This window comes from Streptomyces sp. TG1A-60, assembly GCF_037201975.1.
Taxonomy (GTDB): Bacteria; Actinomycetota; Actinomycetes; order Streptomycetales; family Streptomycetaceae; genus Streptomyces.
In genome coordinates this window covers 5,848,295-5,866,155 of the sequence record NZ_CP147520.1, presented here as the reverse complement: position 1 = coordinate 5,866,155, position 17,861 = coordinate 5,848,295, and the positions used below count along the sequence as shown (strand labels likewise).

Annotated in this window: 17 protein-coding genes and 1 tRNA gene; 11 read left to right on the top strand and 7 right to left on the bottom strand. The window is 72.3% G+C overall.

The features are described from left to right. Positions 1-23: 23 nt before the first annotated feature. Together WBG99_RS25395 and WBG99_RS25390 are read left to right on the top strand one after the other, a co-directional pair. Positions 24-695 carry a peptidoglycan-binding domain-containing protein gene (locus WBG99_RS25395; RefSeq protein ID WP_338898509.1) on the top strand — a complete coding sequence of 224 codons (672 nt, stop codon included), beginning with the start codon at positions 24-26 and terminating at the stop codon, positions 693-695. A gap of 118 nt (positions 696-813) precedes the next feature. After that, positions 814-1,134 (top strand): antibiotic biosynthesis monooxygenase, encoded by a 321-nt coding sequence (locus WBG99_RS25390; RefSeq protein WP_338898508.1) that lies wholly within the window; start codon positions 814-816, stop codon positions 1,132-1,134. 166 nt (positions 1,135-1,300) lie between these two features. Here WBG99_RS25390 and WBG99_RS25385 read toward each other — a convergent pair whose 3' ends face one another. Continuing rightward, positions 1,301-1,966, bottom strand: a complete 666-nt coding sequence (locus tag WBG99_RS25385; RefSeq protein ID WP_338898507.1) for an HAD family hydrolase — start codon at positions 1,964-1,966, stop codon at positions 1,301-1,303. 222 nt (positions 1,967-2,188) lie between these two features. Next, positions 2,189-2,776, bottom strand: a complete 588-nt coding sequence (locus WBG99_RS25380) for a TMEM165/GDT1 family protein (protein WP_338898506.1) — start codon at positions 2,774-2,776, stop codon at positions 2,189-2,191. Positions 2,777-3,448: 672 nt separating this feature from the next. Here WBG99_RS25380 and WBG99_RS25375 point away from each other — a divergent pair. The 5 genes from WBG99_RS25375 to WBG99_RS25355 all read left to right on the top strand — a co-directional run bounded on the left by WBG99_RS25375 (position 3,449) and on the right by WBG99_RS25355 (position 9,599). Then, entirely contained in the window at positions 3,449-4,093 is a 645-nt protein-coding gene (locus WBG99_RS25375; RefSeq protein ID WP_338898505.1) for an HNH endonuclease family protein, read from the top strand. An 86-nt stretch (positions 4,094-4,179) separates the two neighbouring features. After that, entirely contained in the window at positions 4,180-5,829 is a 1,650-nt protein-coding gene (locus tag WBG99_RS25370; RefSeq protein WP_338898504.1) for an alkaline phosphatase D family protein, read from the top strand. Between the two features lie 114 nt (positions 5,830-5,943). Beyond that, positions 5,944-8,070 (top strand): FAD/NAD(P)-binding protein, encoded by a 2,127-nt coding sequence (locus WBG99_RS25365; RefSeq protein WP_338900490.1) that lies wholly within the window; start codon positions 5,944-5,946, stop codon positions 8,068-8,070. Between the two features lie 85 nt (positions 8,071-8,155). Further along, the gene (locus WBG99_RS25360; protein ID WP_338898503.1) at positions 8,156-8,611 is read left to right on the top strand and encodes a DoxX family protein; all 456 of its coding nucleotides are present in this window, start codon (positions 8,156-8,158) and stop codon (positions 8,609-8,611) included. A 385-nt stretch (positions 8,612-8,996) separates the two neighbouring features. After that, positions 8,997-9,599, top strand: coding sequence for a VTT domain-containing protein (locus WBG99_RS25355; protein WP_338898502.1), 603 nt, complete (start codon positions 8,997-8,999; stop codon positions 9,597-9,599). Positions 9,600-9,713: 114 nt separating this feature from the next. On the opposite strand, the gene WBG99_RS25350 is transcribed toward WBG99_RS25355, so the two are convergent. Beyond that, positions 9,714-9,941 (bottom strand): DUF2277 domain-containing protein, encoded by a 228-nt coding sequence (locus tag WBG99_RS25350; protein WP_338898501.1) that lies wholly within the window; start codon positions 9,939-9,941, stop codon positions 9,714-9,716. A gap of 178 nt (positions 9,942-10,119) precedes the next feature. On the opposite strand from WBG99_RS25350, the gene WBG99_RS25345 reads away from it, so the two are divergent. Continuing rightward, positions 10,120-11,028 (top strand): 2-dehydropantoate 2-reductase, encoded by a 909-nt coding sequence (locus WBG99_RS25345; protein ID WP_338898500.1) that lies wholly within the window; start codon positions 10,120-10,122, stop codon positions 11,026-11,028. 15 nt (positions 11,029-11,043) lie between these two features. On the opposite strand, the gene WBG99_RS25340 is transcribed toward WBG99_RS25345, so the two are convergent. Further along, positions 11,044-11,970: a LysR family transcriptional regulator gene (locus WBG99_RS25340; protein WP_338898499.1), complete on the bottom strand. Its 927-nt coding sequence runs from the start codon at positions 11,968-11,970 to the stop codon at positions 11,044-11,046. Between the two features lie 144 nt (positions 11,971-12,114). Between WBG99_RS25340 and WBG99_RS25335 the strand changes: the two genes are divergently transcribed. Further along, the gene (locus WBG99_RS25335; RefSeq protein WP_338898498.1) at positions 12,115-12,441 is read left to right on the top strand and encodes a hypothetical protein; all 327 of its coding nucleotides are present in this window, start codon (positions 12,115-12,117) and stop codon (positions 12,439-12,441) included. 45 nt (positions 12,442-12,486) lie between these two features. Here WBG99_RS25335 and WBG99_RS25330 read toward each other — a convergent pair. Beyond that, positions 12,487-12,558: transfer RNA gene (locus tag WBG99_RS25330), tRNA-Val, on the bottom strand. A gap of 231 nt (positions 12,559-12,789) precedes the next feature. Between WBG99_RS25330 and WBG99_RS25325 the strand changes: the two genes are divergently transcribed. Further along, positions 12,790-13,566: a DUF4097 family beta strand repeat-containing protein gene (locus tag WBG99_RS25325; RefSeq protein WP_338898497.1), complete on the top strand. Its 777-nt coding sequence runs from the start codon at positions 12,790-12,792 to the stop codon at positions 13,564-13,566. A 99-nt stretch (positions 13,567-13,665) separates the two neighbouring features. After that, a complete protein-coding gene (locus WBG99_RS25320) occupies positions 13,666-15,159 on the top strand; it encodes a hypothetical protein (protein WP_338898496.1) in 1,494 nt (497 codons plus the stop codon). Between the two features lie 131 nt (positions 15,160-15,290). Here WBG99_RS25320 and WBG99_RS25315 read toward each other — a convergent pair whose 3' ends face one another. Beyond that, the gene (locus WBG99_RS25315) at positions 15,291-16,406 is read right to left on the bottom strand and encodes an amidase domain-containing protein (RefSeq protein WP_338898495.1); all 1,116 of its coding nucleotides are present in this window, start codon (positions 16,404-16,406) and stop codon (positions 15,291-15,293) included. A gap of 117 nt (positions 16,407-16,523) precedes the next feature. Further along, complete coding sequence (locus WBG99_RS25310) at positions 16,524-17,816, bottom strand: hypothetical protein (RefSeq protein ID WP_338898494.1); 1,293 nt, start codon at positions 17,814-17,816, stop codon at positions 16,524-16,526. Between the last annotated feature and the right edge of the window lie 45 nt (positions 17,817-17,861).

Here is a 17,861-nt window from a genome sequence, read left to right as displayed (position 1 = left end):
CCGTCTCCCCCGTCTCCTCCGCGATGCGGCACGCGAGGCGTCGGCGGCGCCGCCGTACGGGAGTCGTCGCCGCCCTCGCGGGCACCGCCGCCGCGGGGGTCCTGACGGCCGCCGGACTCGCGAGTGGGCTGTTCTCCTACGACGCGCCCGAGCGGGACCGCGCGCTGCCGGAGGATCTGCGGGCGAGCGCGCCGGACACCGACCCCGACGGGGGCGCGTCGCCGGTGAAGCCGTCCGGGGCGGGCGGGGGCCGAGCACCCGCGCCGGCGCCGCCGGGCAACGCCCCGCCGCCGAGCCCGACGAAGAGCCCGTCCCCTTCCCCGTCGCCCTCGGAGCCGTCCGGCTCACCGTCGGCGTCCGCCTCGGCGGCCCCGCCGCAGAGCACGCCCAGCGCCGATGCCTCCGACGACTCCGCCGACTCGTCGGCCGCCGGCGTGGAGGAGTCGGGCAGCCGGCTCGCGGCGCCCCAGACGCTGCGCCCCGGCGACAGCGGCCCCGAGGTCACCGAACTCCAACTGCGGCTGCACCAGTTGGGCATCTACAACGGCGACATCGACCAGTACTACGACAGCCAGGTCGAACAGGCCGTCCTCTTCTACCAGAACATCCGTGGCATCGGGAAGGAACAGGACGAGCCGGGCGTCTACGGCCCGGTGACCTGTGGCCAACTGGAGTCCGAGACGAAGGAACCGTGACCGCCGGGGCCGACGGACGCCCACCAGCCGACGGACAGCCGACGAAACGACTTGGGCGCTGGGCAACCCGTGGGGGTCGGCGCGCGCCCTCCAGCGGTGCGTGATGCAGGATGAAGCCATGAGCATCGTCAAGATCAATGTCCTCACGGTCCCAGTCGAGCAGCGCGAGGTGCTGGAGAAGCGCTTCGCTTCCCGCGCCGGGGTGGTCGAGAACTCGGACGGCTTCGAGTGGTTCGAGCTGCTGCGCCCCGTCGACGGCACCGACAACTACCTCGTCTACACCCGCTGGCGCGACGAGGCCGCCTTCCAGGCGTGGATGGAGGGCCCCATGAAGCAGGCCCACCAGGGCGGCGGCGAGCGCCCCAAGCCGGCCGCCTCCGGCTCGTCCGTCTGGACCTTCGAGGTCCTCCAGCAGACGGGCCCGAAGACCGAGGCCTGACGACCGCCCCGAGCGCCTCGAACCGACCACCGCCCCCCGCCGACGGCCACGTAACAGCCGCCGGGCGGGGGCGACTTGGCCCCCGCAGCCGTCGGCCGAGGGAACGGTCGGCCGCCGACGACGCCTGGGCAGGAGGAAACGGCCGCACCCGAACGGCGGCCCGCCCCTACCCGACGTGCAGCCGGACCAGCCCGCCCCCGGCCGCCTCCACGCGCACCGCCCGCAGGTCGGGCGCCACCACGTCGGGCCCGTGGAACCGCGCCCGCTGCCCGACCCCCACGACCCGCATCCCCGCGGCCCGCCCGGCCTCGATCCCGGCCCCGGAGTCCTCGAAGACGACGCACTGCTCGGGCGCGACACCCAGCTCGGCGGCCCCCTTCAGGAAGCCCTCGGGGTCCGGCTTGCTCGCGCCGACCGACTCGGCGGTGACGCGCACCCCGGGCAGCGCCAGCCCGGCCGCGGCCATCCGGGCCGTGGACAGCGGGACGTTCGCCGAGGTCACCAGGGCGTGCGGCACCCCGGCGGTGACGAGGGAGGCGAGGAACTCCGGCGCGCCGGGTACCGGGACGACACCGTCCACGTCGGCGGTCTCCTCGGCCAGCATCCGCGCGTCGTCCGCGAGGTTCTGCTCCATGGGCCGGTCGGGCAGGAGTACGGCCATCGTGGCGTAGCCCTGGCGGCCGTGCACGACCTGCATGATCTCGGTGCCGTCCAGCCCGTGCCGCTCGGCCCAGCGCCGCCAGACGCGCTCGACGGCGGCGTCCGAGTTGACGAGGGTGCCGTCCATGTCCAGCAGGAGGGCGCGGGCGGTCAGAACGGTGGTGGCCGTCATCAGCAGCTCCAAGGCGCGGGAAAGGGGGCCACGACCGGTCGGACCCGGAAGCCCCGAGTCCCAGGCCCCAGGCCTTGAATTCCGGCCAGGAGCCCTGGTCCGCGAGGACCGGGCGGCCCCGGAGGGACAAGGCGGCCCCGCCCGCCGGTCAGGGAGTGCGGGCGGGAGCCACTTTGTTTCTCTACGGTACAAAAGAGCGCGGCTCTCCGCCACCCCCTTCCCTCATCCCGTCACGGCCTCCCACAGACTCCACACACCGAGCCCCACCATCAGCACGGCGGCGATCCGCGTGATCAGCTTCAGCGGCACCCGCTTCATCAGCGCCCTGCCGCCGAGGATGCCGAGCCCGGCCACGGCCCACAGCGCGAGCACCGCCCCGAGCCCGACGGAGAGCGGATCGTCGTAACGGGCCGCGAGGTTCGCGGTCATGATCTGGGTCAGGTCCCCGAACTCGGCGACCAGGATGAGCATGAAGCCCGCCCCCGAGACCTTCCAGAAGCCCTGGTCCTCGGGCCGCCGGATCTCCGCGTCGTCGTCGGCCCCGCCCTTCGTCCTCAGCAGCACCGCCGCGCCGCCGAGGAAGAGCACACCCGTCACCGCGTGCACGATCTGCTGCGGCAGCAGCGTGAGCACGCTCCCCGCCGCCACCGCCAGCGCGACATGGACGGCGAACGCCGCCGCGACACCGGCGAAGACGTACGAGGCGCGATAGCGCGTGCCGAGGACGAGACCGGCCAGCGCGGTCTTGTCGGGGAGTTCGGCGAGGAGGACGACGCCGAAGACGAGCGCCGTGACACTGAAGCTGATCAAGGTTCCTCAATCGGTCGGGCCGCCCCACCGAGAGAAATCAACCGCTGACGCGACACCTCGGCACGGCAGCACACGGTCACCCGCGCCGGACGGCACGGGACGGACGGCCCGTGCCGAACGAACGGCACGGACGGCGCACTGCTTGCCGAAGGTCTCGCTGGCGGGCCCCGTGATCACGGAACCTGCCTCCGGGCGCCGGCTCAGACGAGCTGAGCAGTGTGTCGACGGTCCGGCGTAGAGCTACTCCCCTTCTGCGCCACCCATCGTACGCGACACCCCCGCGCCGATCCCGAGGCCACCTCCGGGCCGATCCCCGCCCGCGTCACCGACCACCCCCGCCAAGGCCCGGCCCCATCAGGACCGCCTCCCGGCCGGCCGTCCCCGGACCACCCGGGGGCCGAACCCCGAACCCGCCACAGGACCACTTCCCGGCCGGTCCCGGAACCACTCACGCGCCGTCCCCGGCACCGAACCACCCCTGCCCCGGCCCCGCTTCCCGTCCCCGCCCCGGCCACTCGCCGCGCACTCACCGTCCACCGATCACGGCCGCAACCCTTGTCGCGTCATGCACACGTCACTAGCTTCTCACCAGACGAACATCCGCCGGTAACACCGCGACGCGACCCTTCAATCGCTCGCACCCCAACGCCCCCGGCCCCACAAGGAGTTCACATGCGCAGGTTCTACGCGCGTCGACGAGTGAACATACTCGCGGCGCTCAGCGGACTGATAGCCTCCGCCGCGCTCTTCCACGCCCCGACCGCCTCCGCCGCCCTCCCGACCCCGGTCAGCGCCGCCACCGCCCGGTCCTACCTCGCCGCCCTGGACGTGACGAGCGAGAACCGCACCGGGTACAGCCGGGACCTGTTCAACCACTGGATCACCATCAGCGGGACCTGCAACACCCGCGAGACCGTCCTCAAGCGCGACGGCACGAACGTCGTCACCAGCTCCGCCTGCGCCGCCACCAGCGGCAGCTGGTACTCCCCGTACGACGGCGCCACCTGGACCGCCGCCTCCGACCTGGACATCGACCACCTGGTACCGCTGGCCGAGGCCTGGGACTCCGGCGCCGGCAGCTGGAGCGGCACCCAGCGCCGGAACTTCGCCAACGACCTGACCCGCCCTCAGCTCATCGCCGTCACGGACAACGTGAACCAGTCGAAGGGCGACAGGGACCCGGCCGAGTGGATGCCCTCGCGCTCCGCGTACACCTGCACGTACGTCCGCGCCTGGGTCCAGGTGAAGTACTACTACGACCTCTCGGTCGACTCCGCCGAGAAGAGCGCGCTCACCGGTCACCTGGCCAACTGCTGAACCGGCTCGAAGCCGTGGCCCCGGAACCTCCCCACCCACCCCGGTCGTTCCGTACCGTACGGGGCGACGGAGGAAGGTGATCGCCGATGGCAAGGCTGCGTCTGGGGCCGCTGTTGCGTTATGTGGACGGCTCGTCCGCGACCGTATGGGTCGAGACGAGCCGTCCGTGTGCCGTCGAGGTGCGGTGCGCCGGGGGCGGGGGCGGCGAGGCCCCCACCTTCCAGGTCGCCGGACACCACTACGCGCTGGTCCCGGTGACGGGACTGGCGCCGGGCACGACCTCGGCGTACGAGGTGCTGCTGGACGGCACACCCGTGTGGCCTCGGCCCGACTCGGCCTTCCCGCCCTCCGAGATCCGCACGCCGGCCGAGGGCGACACCGTCCGGATCGCCTTCGGCTCCTGCCGCTGGGCCGCGCCGCCCCGGGGCGAGCCGGACCCGGTGGGCCCGGACGCCCTGGACGCACTGGCGACCCGCCTGGCCGAGGACCCGAGGGCCCCGCGCCCCGACGTACTCCTCCTACTGGGCGACCAGGTCTACGCGGACGAGACCTCCGAGGCCACCCGCCGCTGGCTCGCCGCCCGGCGCGATCCGGCCGACCCGCCGGGCGACCAGGTGGCGGACTACGAGGAGTACACCCACCTCTACTACGAATCCTGGCTCGACCCCCGGGTCCGCTGGCTGCTCTCCACCGTCCCCACCTGCATGATCTTCGACGACCACGACGTCATCGACGACTGGAACACCAGCGAGGCCTGGCTCGCCGGCATGCGGGCCACTCCCTGGTGGCGCGAGCGGATCCTGAGCGGCCTGATGTCGTACTGGGTCCACCAGCATCTCGGCAACCTCTCCCCCGCCGAACTGGCCGCCGACCGCGTCTACGCCGCCGTACGCGCCACCCCCGACGGTACGGACGCGCTGCGCACCCACGCCGCCGAGGCCGACCGGGACGCGGCTTCGGTCCGCTGGAGCTACCGACGGGACTTCGGGCGGGTACGGCTCCTGATGCTCGACAGCCGGGCCGCGCGCGTCCTCGACGAGCGGAACCGGTCGATGCTGGACCCCGGCGAGGCGACGTGGCTGCGCACCGAGGCACTGGACGCGCGCGGCTCGTACGACCATCTCCTCATCGGCACCTCGCTGCCCTGGCTCCTGCCCCACCTCGTGCACAACGCCGAGGCCTGGAGCGCGGCCCTGTGCCGGGGCGAGCGCGGGGACCGCTGGGCGCGGCTCGGGGAGGATCTGCGGCAGCGCGCCGACCTGGAGCACTGGGCCGCCTTTCCCGAGTCCTTCGAGGCCCTGACCCGGCTGATCGCCGAGGTGGGTTCGGGGGCCGAGGCCCCGGCGACCGTGCTCGTACTCTCCGGGGACGTGCACCACGCCTATACCGCCGAACCGTCCTGGCCCGAGGGCGACTCGGGCGATGCCCCGGGCCCCCCCGACGCCCGCGTCCTCCAGCTCACCTGCTCCCCCGTGCACAACTCCGTCCCGCTCTCCATGAAGCTCGGTTTCCGCTTCGGCTGGAGCGGGACGGGGCAGGCCCTGGGCCGGTGGTTCGAACGGCACGGGCGGGGTGCGCGGCCCTCGATCGACTGGCGCAGGACGGGCGGCCCGTGGTTCGGCAACCACCTCATGACGCTGACGCTGCGCGGCCGTTCGGCACGGCTGCGACTCGACCGGGCACGGGGCCGCGAGGCCCGGCTGGAAACGGCGACCGAGTCGGTACTCACCCCCTAATACGCCGATTGCGCACGGTTGTCACCCCTGTTGTCCGAGATGCTCGTGAGGCATCCCACACCCGGCGTTCCCGAGGGGTGCCCAAGCTCTGCCCCCGTCGCGTACGACGGCATGATGAGGCGGACCGTCCGCTTCCCGGCGGACGGTCCGCCGCACCGCGCCCCACGATGCGCCCCAATCGCACGGGAGTTACCACCCTTGTCCGATTTGCTAGGGATCAGTGGCATCGGCATCGCTCTCGTCGGCGCCGGCCCTCGTGGCACCAGCGTCCTGGAGCGCCTCTGCGCCTCAGCCCCCGAACTGCTCCGCCCCGGCACCCGCCTGACCGTCCACGTCGTCGACCCCGCGCCGCCGGGCCCGGGCCAGGTGTGGCGCACCGACCAGTCCCCCCACCTGCTGATGAACACCGTGGCCTCCCAGGTCACCCTCTTCACCGACGACAGCGTGGACTGCTCGGGTCCGATACGGCCGGGCCCGAGCCTGTACGAGTGGGCGACCGGCGCGGCGGGCGGGCCGGGAGATCGGGGAAACCCGGGAGATCCGGGTGCGGTGGACGGGGTGGGCGCGGCGGGCGGGCCGGGGCCCGACGACTATCCGACCCGGGCCCGGTACGGCCGCTACCTGGAGTGGGTCTTCGCCGAGGTGGTGCGGGGCGCGCCGCCCGAGATCCGGGTCGAGGTCCACGGCACCCGCGCGGTCCGCCTCGACGACGCCCCCGACGGCAGCCAGCGGCTGACCCTCGCCACCGGCCGTGTCCTGACCGGCCTCGCCGCCGTGGTCCTCACCCAGGGCCACCTCCCCACGGTCCCGGACGAGGCGGCACGGGGCCTGACCGCGTACGCCGCCCGCCACGGCCTGCGCCACTTCCCGCCCGCCAACCCGGCCGACCTCGACCTCTCCCCCGTCACCCCGGGCGAGCCGGTCCTCCTTCGGGGCCTCGGCCTCAACTTCTTCGATCACATGGCCCTGCTGACGACCGGCCGGGGCGGCCTCTTCGTACACGACGACGGGGGTGGCGAAGGCGGCGGGAAGGGGCGGCTGCGGTACGTCCCCTCGGGCCGCGAGCCGCGCCTGTACGCGGGCTCCCGGCGCGGCGTCCCGTACCAGGCGCGCGGCGACAACGCCAAGGGCCCCTACGGCCGCCACACCCCGCTCGTCCTGACCTCCGAGGTGATCACCGGCTTCCGCAAGCGCGCGGACTCCGGGGAGGCGCCGGACTTCCTCGCGGAGATATGGCCGCTGGTGGCCAAGGAGGTCGAAACGGTCTACTACGAGGGGGTGCTGGGGGCGTCGGGGGTCCCGGCCGCGTGCTGCGGGGCCTTCGGCCCCTCCTGCGCCGACGCGCCCCTCGGCCGCTTCCGCGACCGTTTCCTCGCCGTACCCCACCGCTCGGCCCAAGAGGCCGCCGTCCTGGACGAGTTCGGGGTCGTGGAGGCCGACCGGTGGTCGTGGGACCGGATCTCACGGCCGTACACGGGACGGGTGTTCACGGGCCCGCGGGCCTGGCAGGACTGGCTGCTGGGATATCTGCGGGAGGACGCCGCGCAGGCGGCGCTCGGGAACGTCGAGGGTCCGCTGAAGGCGGCGCTGGACGTGCTGCGGGACCTGCGGAACGAACTGCGGCTGATCGTGGACCACGGCGGACTGGCGGGGGCGTCACGCCGGGAGCATCTGGACCGCTGGTACACGCCGCTGAACGCGTTCCTGTCCATCGGCCCGCCCCGCAGCCGTATCGAGGAGATGTCCGCGCTGGTCGAGGCGGGCGTGCTGACGGTGCTCGGCCCGCGCCTCGAGGTACGGCCGGAGGGCGGGGCCTGGCTGGCGCACTCGCCCGATGTGCCGGGGTCGGCGGTCCGGGTGACGACCGTCGTCGAGGCCCGCCTTCCGGAGCCGGACCTGCGCAGGACCGCCGACGACCTGCTCGCGAGCCTGCTGAGGGAGGGAGGGTGCCGTCCGCACCTGGTGGACGGGTACGAAACGGGCGGACTGGACGTGACGCACCGGCCGTATCACCTGATAGACCGTCAAGGTGTCGCACACACACGGCGATTCGCGTTCGGGGTTCCCACGGAAGGGGTGCACTGGGTGACGGCCGCGGGCGCCCGCCCAGGGGTGGATTCGGTCACTCTTTCGGATGCGGATGCCGTGGCGCGAGCGGTTCTACGTGCGACGACATGCGGGGAAAGCCCTCAGGCGCAGGCGAACACCTGGCCAGATGTTGAACTTGAAAGTATTGATTAGCCCTGCCTAACGTAGGTGACTCACTGGTAACAACCGTCCCCACCGGTCGCACGCGGACCGGGTCACCACCGAAGGAGTCCCCACGATGACCGGACGCCTCAACAGCGCCCAGCCATACGTCCTCGGTCTGTTCCGCATCGTCATCGGCCTGCTCTTCACCTGCCACGGCGTCCGGAGCCTCTTCGGCGTCCTCGGTGGTGTGGACGGGCAGGGTGCCACCGTCTCGGCCGGCACCTGGCCCGGCTGGTACGCGTCCGTCATCCAACTCGTCGGCGGCGCTCTGGTGCTTCTCGGCCTCGGCACCCGCTTCGCGGCGTTCATCGCCTCCGGTGCGATGGCCTACGCGTACTTCAAGGTGCACCAGCCGGGGGGCCTGTGGCCGATCGAGAACGGCGGCGAGGGCGCGGCCCTCTACTGCTGGGCCATGTTCCTCCTGGTCTTCACCGGTTCCGGGGCGCTCGGCCTCGACCAGTTCCTCACCAGGCGCCAGGCCTCGTCCACGGACCAGAAGGCCACGCGCGAGGCACCCGTGGCGGCCTGACCCGGATCGCTCGCCGCTCGCACGACCAGGTCGCCGGAGGTGTCACCCGCCCCCGGCGGCCCACCCGAACCCTCGGACGACCCGGCCCCGGTCGCCGTGAACACGGCCGTGGTGAGGGCGAGGGCCATACCCGGCACCATCGCTGCCAACTCCTCGATCGATTCCCCCGATCCCCCGTCGATCCCACGCGCACGGCATCGCCGGGCGGTACGCCGTTCCTGGACGGCAGCCGGGTGACGCCCGCCGTCGCCGGACGGCCGGGCAACGGGATGAACACGGTGTGACGGACACATGAGCCCCTGTCAGCCGTCTCTCATCTTCGGGGCGTACGCTTTCCGGCTGTCACGGGTCAACCGTGCCGTCGGGGAAAACAGGAGAGTGCTCGGTGCTTGAGAGTCTGGGTTGGCTGGCCGCCGGCCCATGGATCTACGCCTTGGTGGCCGCGTCCGTCGTGCTGGACGTGTTCCTCCCGGTCCTGCCGAGCGGTGTCCTGGTCATCGCGGTGGCCACGGCCGCGGCGGCGGAGACGGCGGCGGGGGCGATGTCCCGCGAGGTCCCCGACATCCTGGTACTGCTGCTCTCGGCGACGACCGCGTCCGTGCTCGGTGATCTGGTGGCGTACCGGCTAGCCTGGCGGGGCAGCGCGCGCCTCGACCGCGCGATCGCCCGCTCCCGGCGGCTGCGGAACGCGCAGGAACGTCTCGGCTCGGCGCTGGCCCGGGGCGGCGGCCTCCTGGTCGTCGTCGCCCGCTTCGCCCCCGCCGGCCGCTCCGTCGTCTCCCTCGGCGCCGGCGCCGCCCGTCACCGTGCCCGCGACTTCCTCCCCTGGTCCGCCGTCGCAGGCCTCACCTGGGCCGCGTACAGCGTCACCCTGGGCTACCTCGGCGCCCAGTGGCTGGGCCCGTCCTGGCTCGCCACGGCGGTCCCGTTCGCCGCCCTCTTCGGAGCGGGCGCGGCGGCGGCGCACTTCATGCGCCGCCCCGCCTGACCGGCCGAACGAAGAGCACGAGGCGCTGCCACTGCTTTCAGCGGCCCCGCTCTTCAGGGGCTCGGGGAACCGCGCGAGCAACCCCCGCTCACCCGCGCACGAACAGCCGCCCCCTCACCCCGCCCGGCGCGGGGCACCCCGTACTTCCAGACCGGCCAGCAGTTCGGCCGTGGCCGTCGCGATCGCGTCCACCGCGTGGTCGAAGACCTCGCGGTTGTGGGCGGCGGGGGCGCGGAAGCCGGAGACCTTGCGGACGTACTGGAGGGCGGCGGCGCGGATGTCGTCCTCGGTGGCCTCTTCGGGGAGGACGGGCGGTCGGAGGGTCTTGATGCTGCGGCACATGGGACCAGTCTCGCGCGTCCGCCGTACGACCCACACCCCGGGACCGGACTGGTGGCCAGGCCACACCCTACCCAAGCTAATCCTTGGGCATCAGCGAGTTATCCAGAGGATTGACTACGCTCTCGGCTCCTTGTGATCATCACCGAGGCCGGATCGACCGACAGAGACGAGGGAAATCATGACGGACGAACGGCGGACGGTGGCGGTTCTGGGTCCGGGCGGCGTGGGCGGCCTGCTCGCCGCGCTGCTGGCCCGCGCCGGGAACCGCGTGGTCTGCCTGGCCGGTGAGGAATCGGCACGCGTTCTGGAGAAGGACGGGATCGCGGTCAGGAGCCCCCTCTTCGGGGAGTTCACCAGCCGCGTGGAGACCGCGACCGAACTCCGTGAACCGGTCGGCGCGGCTTTGATCGCGGTGAAGCACACGGCCCTGACGGCGGCCCTGGACCGGCTCCCGGCGACGGCGCTGGACGGCGGCACCCTCGTCGTACCGTTCCTGAACGGCGTCGAACACCCGGCGGCTCTCCGCGCCCACTACGGCGACGCCGCCCCCGTCGCCCCGGCCACCATCCGCGTCGAGTCGACCCGCGTCGCCCCGGGCGTCATCGAACACGGCAGTCCCTTCGCGGAGGTCGACCTCACCGGCGACACGGTCCCGCGCGAGCGGCTCAACTCCCTTGCCGGGGCCCTGGAATGGTCCGGTGTGAGCACCAGGGTCCTGGCGGACGAGACGGCGGTGCTGTGGGCGAAGATGTCGTTCCTGGCGCCGTTCGCCCTGCTGACCACCCGCCACGGCCTGCCCCTCGGCGAGATCCGCACGCGCCACCGCGCGGAGTTGACCGCCCTGGTGGAGGAGACCGCGGCGGTCAGCGCGGCCTCCGGCGCCCCCATGGACCCGGCCGAGGCCCTGCGTCGCTACGACGCCTTCCGGCCCGCCACCAGGTCGTCCATGCAGCGTGACGCCGAGGCCGGCCGCCCTGTCGAACTGGACGCGATCGGCGGCGCGTTGCTCCGCGCGGCGCGGCGTCACGGCGTACCGGTGCCGGTGGCGGCCAAGGTGGTGGAGCAACTGCGGGCGGCGGGCCACTGACCGGCCGAGAGGCGTTCACCCGTCGACCGCCCGCACCCCGCCCCCCACCCGCACCGCATGCCGGGCCACCGTGTCCGCGAAGGCGCGGGCCGGGGGCGACAGGGCCTCCCAGCGTCGCACGGCCCAGCCGACGGTGAGCGGGGGCAGATCGGGGACCGGGACGAAACGCAGCCCGGGGTGGCCGGGGCCGGTCCAGCCGGGGAGCGCGGGGACGACGGCGTGGCCGACGCCGAGTTCGGTGAGGAGGATCGCGGTGTCCCAGTCGGCGACACCGGCGCCGGACGGGCTGACGGCGACACCCAACGCACGGTAGGCGGCGTCGAGATGGGCGTAGGAGGTGGAGTTCTCCGGCAGCCCGATGAGCCGCATCCCGTCCAGCTCCCGGCCCTCCACCCGTTCCCGGCCGGCGAGTTCGTCGTCGGCGCGTACGGCGAGCACCCAGGGCAGCTCCGCCACGGCCCGCTGTTCGATGCCGCGGACGGCGGGCCCGAGGGTCACCCACGACAGGTCGAGGTCGCGGGAGGGGTCGGCCAGCGCCTCGAAGCACCCGGCGCTCGACCGTACGGTCTGGAACTCCAGGCCCACGTCCGGGTACGAGCGCCGGAAGTCGACGATGCCCTGCGCCATGAAGTGCCGCACGGTCGTGCCGCCGGTGACGATCCGTACGGCACCGCCGTCCCCACGCACCATCTCGGCCAGCCGCCGCAACGCCAGGTCGAGCCCGCTGATCCCCTCGGCCGCCGCCTCCTGGAGCACCCGCCCGGCCCGGGTGGGCACGACCCCACGGGCCTGCCGCTCCACCAGCCCGACGCCCACCTCCCGCTCCAGCCGCCGCACGTGCTGGCTCACCGCCGACTGCGTGCAGCCCAGCTCACGGGCCACCGCGCTGAGGCTCCCGGCCCGGCACACGGCGACGAAGACTCGGAGATCGTCGAGGGTCATGGACCGACGATACCCAAGCCCGGCCTTGGGGCATGAAGCCGTCCTCAAGGCGGCCCTTCACTCATCCGCTCGTTCGGATGAAGCTGTGGCCGAAGTGACAGAAGGAACTCGCATCCCGAAATCGAACAGGCGTAGCATTGCCGTGTGGCTAAGACCTACGACTTCCCCAGTGACCTCCTCGCCGGTCAGGAGGAGCTGCATCAGGTCCGGGCCGAACTCCTGGCGCTGCTGAAGCGACTGCCCTGGTCGGTGGAGCCCCTGGACGGTTTCCACGACGACAACGGCTGGCGCAAGGTCGAGCGCCCCGCCTCCCCTGGCTGGACACCCGACGAGCAGGCCGAGGTGGAGAAGCTCCGCGAACGCGAGCGCGAGCTGGCGGTGTTCGTGAGCTGCCACCGCTTCTGGGCGGAGGTCTCCACCGACGAGAAGGTCGACGCCCGGACCCGGCTGAAACACGCGCGCGAGTCCTGAGACGCGGAAGACCCCGGCCGTGATCGGCCGGGGTCTTCGTCAAAGTGGGCGCGGACGGTTTCGAACCGCCGACATCCTGCTTGTAAGGCAGGCGCTCTACCCCTGAGCTACGCACCCGAGTACGAGCCGACAGCCTACATTGCCCGAGGGCGTGCCCCGCAAACCCGTGTCCGGCCCGCCCTCGGGGCCGGTCCGGGGGCTAACCCCACCCCCGATCCGGGAGCGGGCCGGATCCCCCGAACGCGCCCGCTCCGTACGGTCGACGTACATCGCGGGACAGCGCGGAACGGCTCGGAACGGCTCGGCAGAGTCCGGGACGACGGAAGACCGGCCCAGGGGGAGATCGTCATGGCACGCACGGCTCGCACGGCTCGCAGGTCACGCACAGGAGCGGTGGCCGTCGCCGGTCTCGCCGTCGCGCTCATGGCGTCGGTGGCCGCGTGCGGGGCGGACGCCGGGGAGGACCGGGACCCCGAGCACCGGAGCTTCGCCCTTGAGGGCCGTACGCTCACGGTCGACTCGGACGACTCCGCGCTCGAACTGGTCGCGGCGGACGTGGACGAGGTCGAGGTGACCCGGTGGTTCGAGGGACGGGTCATGGTGGGCGGGAGCCCGCGGGTGACCTGGGAGATGAAGGACGACCGGCTGAAGCTGCGGCTGAAGTGCTCCGGCATCGTCGCCGACTGCTCGGCCAAGCACCGCATCGAGGTGCCGCGCGGGGTCACCGTCACCGTGGAGGACGGGGACGGGAGCGTGAGCGCGAAGGGCTTCGCGGAGCCGCTGAGGATTCGGACGGGCGATGGTTCCGTCCACGTCAGCGACTCCACCGGGCCCCTGGAGCTGCACACCGACGACGGTGCGGTGCGCGCGCTCGGTGTCGGGTCGCGGAGCGTCCGGGCGAGCACGAAGGACGGCTCGGTCAAGCTGGAACTCGGCGTCGTACCGGACCTGGTGGAGTCCCGCAGCAACGACGGCTCGATCAGCGTCGGGCTGCCGCGCGGCGCGTCGTACCGGGTGGAGACCGGGAGCGACGACGGTTCCGTGGACGTGTCCGTGCCCCGCGACGAGGACAGCTCCCACGTGGTGAGCGCCCACACCGAGGACGGCTCGGTCACCGTGCGCTGAGCCCTCGGCGGGAAACCCTGAACCGATCGCCCGTGTTTTCGTCTTCGACCGGTGGGAGAATGGCAGCGGCCAGGGTGGATGACAGCACGGGAGAGGGATGTGACGGCGACACCTGCAGAGCCGTACACGCCGATGGTGCCGAGCGCACACCAACCCCACAGCCGTGCGCCACGACCAGATCCCCTCAGCCATGCACCACGACCAGAACGGCACAGCCGTGCACCACGACCGGCCGGCAGCCGTGCGGCCCGCTCGCGGCGCGTCCGCCGCTCGGCGGGCCGGGACACCGTCACCCTCCTCGCCCTCCCCCTCCTCGCCGCGCTCGCGCTGCCCGCCGCCTTCGCCGGGGGCGGCACGCGGCGGTGGTTCGGGGGGCGGGCGGAGAGTCAGCGGGCCGAGGCGCAGGAGGCGAAGGACGCTGCGGCGGCGGCGTTCTACGAGCTGGACACCGCGCAGCGCGATCTGCGGATCTCGATAGAGACGATCTCGGCGGTGGACGACTCCCCCGCCGCCCGGCAGACCGTCTCCGGTTTCGAGGCGCTGGGGCGGCGGATCGACGAGGTCAGTCACCAGTACATCAACGCCGTCGACTCCCATGACCTGGACCGGGACGACCTGGATGCCTCCGCCGCCGCACGGGCCCGGACCGAGCTGACGGCGGCCAAGGACGAGCTGGGGCGGGTCAAGCAGGAACTGGACCGATTCGCCCAAAGTCTCGGGCCGCTGCTCGGCAAGGCCGAGACCCAGCTGGCCCGGCTGGTCCCGGCGGTGGAGCGCGCCCGGCAGGCACTGCTCGCCGCCTCCAACGCCCTGGACGCCGTTCGCGGTTCGCGGCTGAAGGCCGACGACCTCGCCGCCCGGCTCGCGGCCCTCGCGCCGGAGCTGACCAAGCTCAACCAGGGAGCGGGGCAGCACGGCGTACGGGAGACGCTGGAGCGGGCCGATCGCGTCGTGCGCGAGGCGGAGGCGGTGCGGGCGGAGGCCGAGCGGCTGCCGGAGAGAGCCGCCGAGATCGACCGCCGGCTGGTGTCGCTGCGGACCCGCGCGGAGGCGCTGGGCACCAGGGCGGGACAGGTGCCGCAGGTGCTGAGCGAGCTGCGGCGGCGGTTCGTGGCGGCCTGCTGGCAGGACCTCCAGCAGGTGCCGGACGAGGCCGCGCGGGACGTCGAGCAGGCCCAGCTGAAGCTGCGCGAGGCGCGGGCCGCGCGGGACGCCCAGCGCTGGCCGGACGCGACCGCGCTGCTGTCGACCGTGCGGGCGCTGCTGAACGACACCGACGAGGCGGTCTCGGCGGCGGGCGAGCGGCTGCGACAGCTGAACGCCGTGCAGAAGGACCCCCGGCAGGAGATCGACCGCACCCGGTTCGCGATCCGGGACGCCCAGCGGCTGGCCATGGCCGGCCGCGACACGCCCGACCCCCGGGACGCCCGTCCGCTGGACGACTCCGTCGCCCGCCTGGACCGGGCGATCGCCACGCTGGAGGGGCGCCACCCCGACTACTGGCACTTCCTGACGGAGACCGACGCCGTACGGCAGACCGTGGCGGGCGTGGTGGAGCGGATCCGCAAGGAGCGCGGGGGCGGCAGTACCTGACATGGGCCCGGCCCCCGGGTTGCGGGCGGGGACGGGGAAGCCGAGGCGGGCCGACGCCCTCCCCGGAACCGGGACGGAGAATCCGAGACGGACGGGAAGGTCGTCGGCAGGCCCCTGGTGAGGCCTGGGGATCAGGTGCGGTAGGCGAAGTAGTTCGCGTTCGGGTAGGACGCGATGATGCTCGCCATCGAACGGCGGTAGGTGTCCACGTCGTGGTACGTCAGGTACGGGACGCCGCTGGAGCTGCGGTAGGTCGTCATCATGGAGTGGTCCTTGGACCCGTCCCTGTTGAAGTCGATCTGCAGCACGTCGCCGATGTCCATCTGGTAGACGTTCGCGAGCGGGGTGGTCCGCTTGGCGGTCTGGGTGAACCAGGACCACTCGTTGACCCCGATCCAGGCGTCGGCCGTGCCGTTCGACGCGTAGTACCAGGTGTCGTACTCCTCGGGCGTGACCGTGGAGATCTGCTTCCAGCCGCCCGCCAGGAGGCCCTGGCTGAGGTAGTTGGTGCAGTCGCCGCCGACCGCGTTGTACTTGCGGTACGCCGGGTTGTAGTTCTTCCAGTACCTCTCGGTGTACGTGGCCATCGCCCTGTAGTCGTAGGCGCCGCCCGTGAGGGTCTTGGGCTTGGCGGGTGCGGGCCGGGTGGTGGCGGCCTTGGGGGCGCTGATGATGGCCATCGGCGACATCCGGGGCCCGTCCGTCGTGGTGACGGGCGTGTTGACCTGTCCGGGTCCCTCGTCCGTCGCGCGCAGGCCGGTCAGCTGCCAACCGCCGTTCGCCTGCCGTGCGAAGGTCAGCTCGTGGTGCGCGCTGAAGCCCGTGGTGGACGGCTCGTCGCCACGTATCTTCTTGTACGTGAGCGTCGTGGTCTCGGTGACCTTGACCGTGGCCTTCCTGCCCTTGACCTTGGTGCTCGTCACCTTGACGTCCGTGTCGGCGGCCGAGTAGGCCTCGCCCAGGGCGGCCAGCCGGGACTTGGTGCCCCGCAGGGCGGTCAGGGCGGTGCCCTCGGCCTTCGACCGGGCGGCGGACAGCTTGACGCCGTTCGTCGACTTCAGCGCCGCACGGGCCGGCTTGCCGTTGTCGAGCAGGGCGGCGGTGCGCGCGGTGAGCACGGCGTCGGCGACGCGGCCGAAGGTGTCGGCCGGGGCCGGCGCGGCGGGAGCCGCGTGGGCTGCCGTCACCGGCAGCAGCGCGACGGCCAGCGCGGCCGTCGCGACGGTCGAGCCTCTGCGGCTCAACATCCTTGATCTCACTGGTTTTCTCCTTGCCCCGGGTTGGTCGTCCCCGGGAGCGAATCTTTACATGACCTCCTCAACCGGAGTGAGGCCGGGGGGAATAACAAGTGGGCAACTGTGCGGCTACTTCACGACCGTCGACCAGTCCGGCGACTGGGCGGGGTCCAGAGCGCGCAGATTGGCGAGGGTCTCCGGCTTCTGGACGTCCATCCAGTCGGCCAGTTCGTCGAAGGACACGCACTTCACGTCCTTCTTCACACAGACGGTCCTGATGGTCTCGTCGACGGCGTTCATGTAGATACCGCCGTTCCACTGCTCGAAGTGGTTGCCGATGAACAGGGGCGCCCGGCTGCCGTAGTACACGCGGTTGAAGCCCGCCATGTAGGAGTCGATGGTCTCCTGCTGCCAGGTCGGGTACATGGCGGGGTCGCCCTCGGTGGAGCCGTCGGACTGGTTGTAGAGGAAGTTGAAGTCCATCGACAGGCCCTGGTAGTCGCCGCCCTCGTAGGGGAGCATCTGCAGCGGGAAGTCCCAGATGCCGTTCTTCTTGATGGGCCATATCTGGAAGTCGCCGGCGGAACTGGCGTCGTAGCGGTAGCCGAACTCCTCGGAGGCCTTCATCAGGTTCTCCTGGCCCTCCAGGCAGGGGGCCCGGCCGCCCTTGACGGCCTTGATGTCGAAGGGCAGCGGGTCGAGGTCGGTGTAGCCGGTGTGGGTCTTCCAGTTCTCGACGAAGGAGTTGAACTCCTCGATCTCCTGCTTCCACTCCGAGACGCTCCAGTCCCCGCCGCCCTTCTCGCCGCAGAAGTGGCCGTTGAAGTGGGTCCCGATCTCGTTGCCCTCCTTCCACGCCTTGCCGAGCTGTTCCAGGGTGGTGCGGACGTGTTCGTCCGTGGGGTAGCTGATCGCGGCGGCGCCCTTGTCGTGCTGCGGCGGGTCGTACAGGTGCCGCTTGCCCTTGGGCAGCAGGTAGATGCCGGTGAGGAAGAACGTCATATGGGCGTCGTACTGCTTGGCCATCTGCCGGTAGTGCTGGAAGAGTTCGTCGTCGCCGGCCAGCGCGCCGTCCCAGGAGAAGACGACGAACTGCGGAGGCTTCTCGCCCTCCTTGAGCGGTACGGGCTTCAACCGCCCCTTCTGCGGGCCGGTGTACGAGGTGGAGCCGTCGCCGATGATCTTCGTCTTGCCGTCCCACTCGGGCTCCGTGGAGGCCTTGGTGGAGTCCTTGTCGTTCCCGCCGCCGGCCGAGGAGGCGGTCGGCGCGGTGTCGGCCGAACGGTTGAGGACCATGTAGCCGCCGACCAGCGAGGCCACCACGAGCAGCGCGGCCAGGGTGAGGAACTGCGGGCGGGTGGTGCGGCGCGGCGGGCGGGCCTTGCGGCGGCGGCCCCGTTGCGACTTGCTGCCAGGCTTCATGTACGGCTCATTCTGCGAGGGTGGCGGGCGCGGATGCTCATCGGT

Excerpts from the sequence above, each read along its gene's own strand:
- WBG99_RS25375 (WP_338898505.1), top strand. The coding sequence starts at position 3,449 with ATGCGCAGGTTCTACGCGCGTCGACGAGTGAACATACTCGCGGCGCTC.
- WBG99_RS25310 (WP_338898494.1), bottom strand. The coding sequence starts at position 17,816 with ATGAAGCCTGGCAGCAAGTCGCAACGGGGCCGCCGCCGCAAGGCCCGC.
- WBG99_RS25350 (WP_338898501.1), bottom strand. The coding sequence starts at position 9,941 with ATGTGCCGCAGCATCAAGACCCTCCGACCGCCCGTCCTCCCCGAAGAG.
- WBG99_RS25345 (WP_338898500.1), top strand. The coding sequence starts at position 10,120 with ATGACGGACGAACGGCGGACGGTGGCGGTTCTGGGTCCGGGCGGCGTG.
- WBG99_RS25340 (WP_338898499.1), bottom strand. The coding sequence starts at position 11,970 with ATGACCCTCGACGATCTCCGAGTCTTCGTCGCCGTGTGCCGGGCCGGG.
- WBG99_RS25385 (WP_338898507.1), bottom strand. The coding sequence starts at position 1,966 with ATGACGGCCACCACCGTTCTGACCGCCCGCGCCCTCCTGCTGGACATG.
- WBG99_RS25390 (WP_338898508.1), top strand. The coding sequence starts at position 814 with ATGAGCATCGTCAAGATCAATGTCCTCACGGTCCCAGTCGAGCAGCGC.
- WBG99_RS25325 (WP_338898497.1), top strand. The coding sequence starts at position 12,790 with ATGGCACGCACGGCTCGCACGGCTCGCAGGTCACGCACAGGAGCGGTG.
- WBG99_RS25395 (WP_338898509.1), top strand. The coding sequence starts at position 24 with ATGCGGCACGCGAGGCGTCGGCGGCGCCGCCGTACGGGAGTCGTCGCC.
- WBG99_RS25315 (WP_338898495.1), bottom strand. The coding sequence starts at position 16,406 with ATGTTGAGCCGCAGAGGCTCGACCGTCGCGACGGCCGCGCTGGCCGTC.
- WBG99_RS25360 (WP_338898503.1), top strand. The coding sequence starts at position 8,156 with ATGACCGGACGCCTCAACAGCGCCCAGCCATACGTCCTCGGTCTGTTC.
- WBG99_RS25370 (WP_338898504.1), top strand. The coding sequence starts at position 4,180 with ATGGCAAGGCTGCGTCTGGGGCCGCTGTTGCGTTATGTGGACGGCTCG.
- WBG99_RS25365 (WP_338900490.1), top strand. The coding sequence starts at position 5,944 with ATGAGGCGGACCGTCCGCTTCCCGGCGGACGGTCCGCCGCACCGCGCC.